We start from the raw sequence: 7,148 nt of genomic DNA on the forward strand, positions 1-7,148 counted from the left end.
GCGCTCGGTGCTTTCTCCGGCCGGTACCGGGAGTGTGGGGGACCGGCCCGGGCCGGAGCGGGATCGGGGTCAGTGGGCGATCGCTCCTTCGGCGCCGACACCGGTCAGCGAGCGGACCTCCATCTCGGCATTGCGGCCCGGAGTGCCGCGGTCGGCCGAGGTGAGGGTGCCGATGATGCCGAGGGCGAAGGCCAGCGGGATCGAGATGATGCCCGGGTTCGACAGCGGGAACCAGGCGAAGTCGGCGCCCGGGATCATCGCCTTGGGGCCGCCGGAGACGGCCGGGGAGAAGATGATCAGGATGATGCAGGAGGCCAGGCCGCCGTACATGCTCCACAGGGCGCCGCGGGTGTTGAACCGCTTCCAGTACAGCGAGAACACGATGGTCGGCAGGTTCGCCGAGGCGGCGACCGCGAACGCCAGCGCCACCAGGAAGGCGATGTTCTGACCGTTGGCCAGGATGCCGAGGATGATGCTCAGCACACCCAGGACCACCACGCACTGGCGGGACACGCGCACCTGATCGCTCTCGGAGGCCTTGCCGCGCTTGATCACCGAGGCGTAGATGTCGTGAGCGAACGACGCGGAGGCGGTGATCGCCAGACCGGCGACGACGGCCAGAATGGTCGCGAAGGCGACGGCCGAGATGACGCCCAGCAGCACGGTGCCGCCCAGTTCCAGGGCCAGGAGCGGAGCCGCGGCGTTCTCCTTGCCCGCGGCCGACAGGATCTTGTCCGGACCGACCAGCGCGGCGGCGCCGTAGCCGAGGATCAGGGTGAAGACGTAGAACGCGCCGATCAGCGAGATGGCCCACGTGACCGAGCGGCGCGCCTCCTTGGCGGTGGGCACGGTGTAGAAGCGCATCAGCACGTGCGGCAGGCCCGCAGTGCCGAGCACCAGCGCCAGGCCCAACGACAGGAAGTTGATCTGCGAGGTGAGCGAACCGCCGTACTGGGCGCCGGGAGCCAGCACGTCGCGGGCGGCGACGGCCTTGTCGGACGACTCGCTGATGGCGCTCTGGGCGTCGCCCAGGATCGAGGAGATGTTGAGGCCGAACTTGCCGATCACCATGAGGGTCATGACGGCCGCGCCGACGATGAGCAGGACGGCCTTGATGATCTGCACCCAGGTGGTGCCCTTCATGCCGCCGATCAGCACGTACGCGATCATCAGGACGCCGACGACGGCGATGACGATGGACTGTCCGGTGCGGTCGTGGATGTCGAGCAGCAGTGCCACCAGACCGCCGGCGCCGGCCATCTGGGCCAGGAGGTAGAACAGCGAGACGACCAGCGTCGACAGCGCGGCCGCCATGCGGACCGGGCGCTCCTTCAGCCGGAAGCTGAGCACGTCGGCCATGGTGAAGCGGCCGGTGTTGCGCAGCAGCTCAGCCACCAGCAGCAGGGCGACGAGCCACGCGACGAGGAAGCCGATCGAGTACAGGAAGCCGTCGTAGCCGTAGACCGCGATGGCGCCGGCGATGCCGAGGAAGCTGGCGGCCGACAGGTAGTCGCCGGCGATGGCGATGCCGTTCTGCGGGCCGGAGAAGCCGCCGCCTGCGGTGAAGAACTCCGACGCGGAGGCGTTCTTGCGGCTGGCGCGGATCACCACGACCATCGTCACCAGGACGAAGGCGATGAAGATCGAGATGTTGATTACCGGGTTGCCGACGGCTCCGGCCGCCTCGGCGAGCACGTGGGTCATGCCTGAGCCCTTTCGGTGTGGTCGGCGTACACGCCGCTCGCGAAGTTCTGGCGGATCTGTTCGGCCTGCGGATCGAGGTCGCGTCCGGCGAACCGGACGTACGCGAAGGTGATCCCGAACGTGGTGACGAACTGCAGCAGGCCCAGGATCAGACCGACGTTGATGTTGCCCCACACCGGGGTGCCCATGAAGTCGTGCGCGAACGCGCCGAGCAGCACGTACACGGCGTACCAGATCAGGAAGAACGCTGTCATCGGGAACACGAACCGGCGCAGGGTGCCGCGCAGCTTCTGGAATTCGGGTGTCGCCTGCGCGGTGAGGAACTCGTCCTGTGACGGACTGACGTTCCCTTCCGCGGCGTGATCGGTGAGTGTCACGATCGCTCCTTCGCTCGGGGTGGGACTGCTGATGAGACTGCTTGAATCATGAGTGAGAGAGCCGTCACATCCCAGACGATCTGTGATCGGGGCGACGAGGTCGGACCTGCGTGCGATGAGCGGTCACTGCCGTCCGATGAACGGTGGGCGACGCGGTGCCGACGCGCCTGCGGGAACGTCGGGCGGCCGCGCCCGAACCCGGGCGGGCAGGTGGGGAGAGCGAGGTGCGACGGGTGTCTACGGCGTCCGTTCGACGCCGAGACCCAGCCGTTCGGGGACGTGCATGCGGGCGAAGGCGCCCGCCGTGCCCGCCGGGATCTGCGCGCGGGTCGCGAGGCTCACCAGGATCATCGTCGCGAAGGTCAGCGGAACGGTGACCGCGGCCGGATAACCGGTCAGCACCGACAGCCAGCCGTCGTCGCCGAAGACACCGGTCGCCGAGACGCCCACCGCCACCGCCGAGGCGACCGCGCCGACCAGCAGGCCGGAGATCGCGCCGGCCGCGGTGAGCCCGCGCCACCAGATACCGAGCACCAGGAGCGGGCACAGCGTCGACGCCGAGACCGCGAACACCAGGCCGACCGACCGCGACAGTTCCAGCGATCCCGCGCTCAGCGCGATCGCGATCGGGATCGCGCCGCCCAGCAGGGCGCAGATCCGGAAGCTGCGCACTCCCGCGGGCATCAAGTCGGTCGACATGACGCCTGCGATGCTCACCAGCAGGCCCGACGACGTGGCGAGGAAGGCGGCCATCGCACCGGCCGCCACCAGCGCCGACAGTGCGATGGCCCAGATCCCGTGGGTCGCCGCGGCCGGCAGCAGCAGGACGGCCGCGTCGGCGGTCCCGGTGGAGAGGACCTGCGGCACCCAGGCCCGCGCCAGCACCCCCAGGATCGACGGGAAGAAGTAGAAGACGGCGAGCGCGGCGATCACGTTGAGCGCGGTACGACGCGCCGCGCGACCGTCGGGGTTCGTGTAGAAGCGAACCAGCACGTGCGGCAGCCCCATGGCGCCGAGGAAGGTCGCGATGATGAGCGAGAGGACCTGGTAGAGCGGGTGACTGCCGCCGAGCCCGCCGCCGGAGTCCATCCACGCCGCGCCGGTCTGCGGGGCGCGGGAGACCACCGGGGTGGCGGCGCCGGCCGCCAGCCGCAGGACGGTGCCGCGGTCGAGGCGATGGGTGCCCGCAGCCAGCGGCTGCTCGTCGACCGGGCGGTCGTCGACGGTGCCGCTGACCCGGACACCGGTGGGATCGGTGACCGTGACCTCGACGGGAGTGTCGATGCGGACGGTGGTCTGCGACTGTACGCGCGGCGGCAACGGCTCGCCGAGCTGCTGCGGGCTGCCCGCGAAGATCACGACCAGGACCAGCGCCGGAATCGCGACCGCCGTCAGCTTGAGCCAGTACTGGACGGCCTGGGCGAAGGTGACCGACCGCATGCCCGCGCCCACCACGTTCACGATCACCAGCAGGCCGGTGCCGGTCGCTCCCACCCACGGCGGGATGTGCAACAGGATGTTCAGCGTGAGCCCGGCACCCTGCAGCTGGGGCACCAGATACAGCACGCAGATCACGATCACCACGACCATCGCCGCCTTGCGGGCACGCAACGACGCGAGACGGAACTCGGCGAAGTCGGGCACCGTGTACGCGCCCGACCGCCGCAGCGGCGCCGACACGAACAACAGCAGCGACAGGTAGCCGGCGGTGAATCCGATCGGATACCAGAGGGCGTCGGCGCCGTACTTGGCGACGAGCCCGGCCACCCCCAGGAACGACGCCGCCGACAGGTACTCCCCGGCGATCGCCGCGGCGTTCCAGCCGGGGCCGATGCTGCGGGAGGCGACCAGGAAGTCCGACGTCGAGCGCGCCCCACGACCGCCGTACGCGCCGACGGACACCGTGCCGAAGGCGGCCAGGAGGATGGCGGCCACGGTGAGACCGGAGACGTGGTCGGCGATCATCGGCGACGGTCCTGCCCGGTGCTGTCGGCCTCCGGGCCGTCGGCGTCGACGAGGCGGACGAAATCGGCTTCGGCCTGCTCGGCGAGCCGAATGTACAGTCGGCCGGCCAGGTACAGCAGTGGGAAGGGCAGCAGGCCGAGGATCACCCAGTTCAACGGCAACCCGAATGCGGTGGCGTCGGCGAAGGGTGCGATGGTCGCGCCGATCAGCGGGATCGCGACGAACACCGCGAGCACCGCCAGCCCCAACCGCAACGACAGCGCCAGTTGCGCGCGCACCAGACCGCGGACCAGGTGTTCGCCGATGTCGGTCTGCTCGGCGACCTCCACGCGAGTGCGGACCATGCGGGCGCCCCGTCGTTGCGACAGGACCACCCGTTCGCGCTGGGGGCCGCGGTCGCGGGTCGAGTCGGGCGACACCGCTAATCGTCCTCGGCGTCGGGGCGGCCGGCGCGGAAGGTGCGCAGCGGGTCGCGGACGAGGCGGTCGCGCAGTTCGCGGACCTGCCTGCGGCTCACCGGCAGCTCCACCGCCGGGGAGCGACCGTTGGCGCGCACCCGCACCAGCGTCGCCGCACCCGTCGCGCGCAGTCCGGCCACCATCGGCAACGACACCAGGTACGACCGGTGGACGCGGGCGAAGCCGGCCTTGCGCCAGCGGGCTTCGAGCGTCGAGAGGGTCATGCGCACCAGGTACGAGCCGGTGTCGGTGTGCAGACGGGCGTAGTCGCCGACGGCCTCGATCCACGAGATCGAGTCGCGCCGGACCAGCGAGGTGATCCCGCCGGACTCGACCGGGATGACGTCGTCGGCGGGGGCGTCGTCCGGCGTCGCGGCGGCAGGCGGCTGCTCCTCGGCGGCGTCGTCGGGGGCGGCCGCGCGCGCGGCGACGATCCGGGTCAGCGCCTGGTCGAGCCGTTCGGCCCGCAGCGGCTTGAGCAGGTAGTCGACGGCGCCGACGTCGAAGGCTTCGACGGCCCGGTCGTCGTGCGCGGTGACGAAGACGATCGGCGGGGGAGCGGTGTAGTTGGCGAGCACCGCGGCCAGTTCCATTCCGGACAGACCGGGCATCGAGATGTCGAGGAAGACGGCGTCGACCCGGTGCTCGGACAGTTCGCGCAGCGCGGCGGTCGCGTCGGAGGCCTGATAGACGGTGCCGACGGCGTCGTGGCGGTTCAGCAGGTAGGTGAGTTCATCGAGGGCCGGGTCCTCGTCGTCGACGGCGAGGACGGTCAGACTCGTCATCGATGATCTCCCTTCCGGCAGGTGTGCTTCGACAACAAACGTAGCCGGTGCGCGCGCACGGGACAGCAGTCCGGCGGTGATCGTTCTCAGGCCGCCTACACGCCCGGATCGAGCGACGCCCGCCCGCTCTGCTCGACGTGAATGCCGGCCGCGAACTTGGGGATCCGCATGCTGACCTTGGTGCCCGCACCGATCGCGGTCTCGACGACCAGGCCGTAGTCGTTGCCGAACGCCGACCGGAGTCGCTGGTCGACGTTGGTCAGGCCGACGTGTGCGCCGTCGGACTCCTTGGGACCCGATGGATTCAGGGCGTCGATGGCGCCGGTGCGGAGCAGCTCCGGGTCCATCCCCACGCCGTCGTCCTCCACGCTGAGCAGTGCGTCGGGGCCAGCGTTGCGCGCGACGATGGAGATGGTGCCGTCGCGGCGTCCGGCCATTCCGTGCCGGACGGCGTTCTCCACCAGCGGCTGCAGTGCGAGGAAGGGCACGGTGACGCCGAGTACTTCGGGTGCGACCTGCAATTTCACGGTGAGGCCGGGACCGAACCGGGCGCGCTCGAGGGTCAGGTAGCGGTCGATGTTGCGCAGCTCGTCGGCGAGCACCGTGTACTCGCCCGCGGCGCGGAACGAGTAGCGGGTGAAGTCGGCGAAGTCGAGAATCAGCTCGCGGGCCCGGTCGGGGTCGGTGCGCACGAAGGAGGCGATGGTGTTGAGCGCGTTGTAGATGAAGTGGGGGCTGATCTGTGCGCGCAGCGCGAGGACTTCGGCGCGGTCGAGTCGGGAGCGGGAGGCCTCCAACTCCGCCAACTGCAACTGTCCTGAGGCGTAGCGGGCGACTTCGGTGATCGCGCCGACCCGCCCGGGGCCGGGACGGCTGAGGGAGGCCACCACCAGCACGCCGGCGCTGAGGTCGTCCGACAGCAGCGGGGCGGCCAGCAGGTGTCGGGCCGGGCCGACGCTGCCGACCGGATCGGTCAGCGAGGCGTGCCTGCGGTCGGTCAGCGCCTGCGCGGCGAGCGTGGCGGCCGCCGCCCGGATCGGCGGTGTCCAGATCGTCTCGTCGCCGTCGAATGCCAATTGATTGCCGTCGGCGTCGTACAGGGCCAGTCCGTCGCCGCCGGTGAGTGCTCGCAGCGGTCCCGCCGCGCCGGCCGCGGATTCCTCGGTGAGCCCATTGCGCAGTGGTCGGGCCGCGAGGTCGGCGGTGTGCAGGGTGTCGTGGACGGCACGTTCATGCGGGGTGCTGACCACTCGCCGGGTGCGCAGTGCGACGACGGTCAGCACCACGGCCAGCGCGATGCCGAGCACCGAGATCGCGATTAGTTCACCGGACATTGAGCATCACGTCTCGACGATATCGTCGACCCCTGCCCCCGGGTCCCCAGGTTGGTCGAGTATGCGAGACCCGCTGTCACCCGGTATCCCCGCCCGGCCCCTTCCCAGGTTGGTCGAGCAAGCGCATCGAGGCCGCAGCCACCCGGTTTCTCTGACCGGCTCTTTCCCAGGTTGGTCGAGTAAGCGCATCGAGGCCGCAGCTACCCGGCATCTCTGACCGGCTCTTTCCCAGGTTGGTCGAGTAAGCCTGTGAGCGGAGCGAGCAAGCGCATCGAGACCCCGGGGCGATCGCGTCGGTGTGCAGGTCTCGATACGCCGCCTCGCTGCGCTCGGTGGCTACTCGACCAGCCTGGGGGCAGGGCCGTTTCACGGTGATCGAGTGCCACTTGTAAAGCCGAGACCTTCCCAGGTTGGTCGAGCAAGCGCATCGAGACTCCAGCCACCCAACATCTCCGCCCGGCTGCTTCCCAGGTTGGTCGAGTAAGCCTGTGAGCGGAGCGAGCAAGCGCATCGAGACCCCCTGTC

6 protein-coding genes are annotated in these 7,148 nt (G+C 70.1%); all 6 read right to left on the bottom strand.

The annotated features are described in order from the left end of the window. Positions 1 to 69: 69 nt before the first annotated feature. Positions 70 to 1,704, bottom strand: coding sequence for a solute symporter family protein (locus AAFO60_RS18605; RefSeq protein ID WP_347957725.1), 1,635 nt, complete (start codon positions 1,702 to 1,704; stop codon positions 70 to 72). Beyond that, positions 1,701 to 2,081 carry a DUF485 domain-containing protein gene (locus tag AAFO60_RS18610; protein WP_347957726.1) on the bottom strand — a complete coding sequence of 127 codons (381 nt, stop codon included), beginning with the start codon at positions 2,079 to 2,081 and terminating at the stop codon, positions 1,701 to 1,703. Before AAFO60_RS18610 ends, AAFO60_RS18605 begins: the two co-directional genes overlap by 4 nt. Positions 2,082 to 2,318: 237 nt before the next feature. Next, positions 2,319 to 4,046, bottom strand: a complete 1,728-nt coding sequence (locus AAFO60_RS18615; RefSeq protein WP_347957727.1) for a cation acetate symporter — start codon at positions 4,044 to 4,046, stop codon at positions 2,319 to 2,321. Further along, entirely contained in the window at positions 4,043 to 4,465 is a 423-nt protein-coding gene (locus tag AAFO60_RS18620) for a hypothetical protein (RefSeq protein ID WP_347957728.1), read from the bottom strand. Before AAFO60_RS18620 ends, AAFO60_RS18615 begins: the two co-directional genes overlap by 4 nt. 2 nt (positions 4,466 to 4,467) lie before the next feature. Then, the gene (locus AAFO60_RS18625) at positions 4,468 to 5,289 is read right to left on the bottom strand and encodes a LytR/AlgR family response regulator transcription factor (protein ID WP_347957729.1); all 822 of its coding nucleotides are present in this window, start codon (positions 5,287 to 5,289) and stop codon (positions 4,468 to 4,470) included. A gap of 95 nt (positions 5,290 to 5,384) precedes the next feature. Further along, positions 5,385 to 6,623 (bottom strand): sensor histidine kinase, encoded by a 1,239-nt coding sequence (locus AAFO60_RS18630; RefSeq protein ID WP_347957730.1) that lies wholly within the window; start codon positions 6,621 to 6,623, stop codon positions 5,385 to 5,387. Positions 6,624 to 7,148 lie beyond the last annotated feature (525 nt).

The sequence above is a fragment of the Gordonia aichiensis genome, from assembly GCF_039946255.1.
Taxonomy (GTDB): domain Bacteria; phylum Actinomycetota; class Actinomycetes; order Mycobacteriales; family Mycobacteriaceae; genus Gordonia; species Gordonia aichiensis_A.

What these genes read in the sequence shown, in the direction of transcription:
- AAFO60_RS18615 (WP_347957727.1), bottom strand. Translation starts at nt 4,046, where the DNA reads ATGATCGCCGACCACGTCTCCGGTCTCACCGTGGCCGCCATCCTCCTG.
- AAFO60_RS18625 (WP_347957729.1), bottom strand. Translation starts at nt 5,289, where the DNA reads ATGACGAGTCTGACCGTCCTCGCCGTCGACGACGAGGACCCGGCCCTC.
- AAFO60_RS18630 (WP_347957730.1), bottom strand. Translation starts at nt 6,623, where the DNA reads ATGTCCGGTGAACTAATCGCGATCTCGGTGCTCGGCATCGCGCTGGCC.
- AAFO60_RS18605 (WP_347957725.1), bottom strand. Translation starts at nt 1,704, where the DNA reads ATGACCCACGTGCTCGCCGAGGCGGCCGGAGCCGTCGGCAACCCGGTA.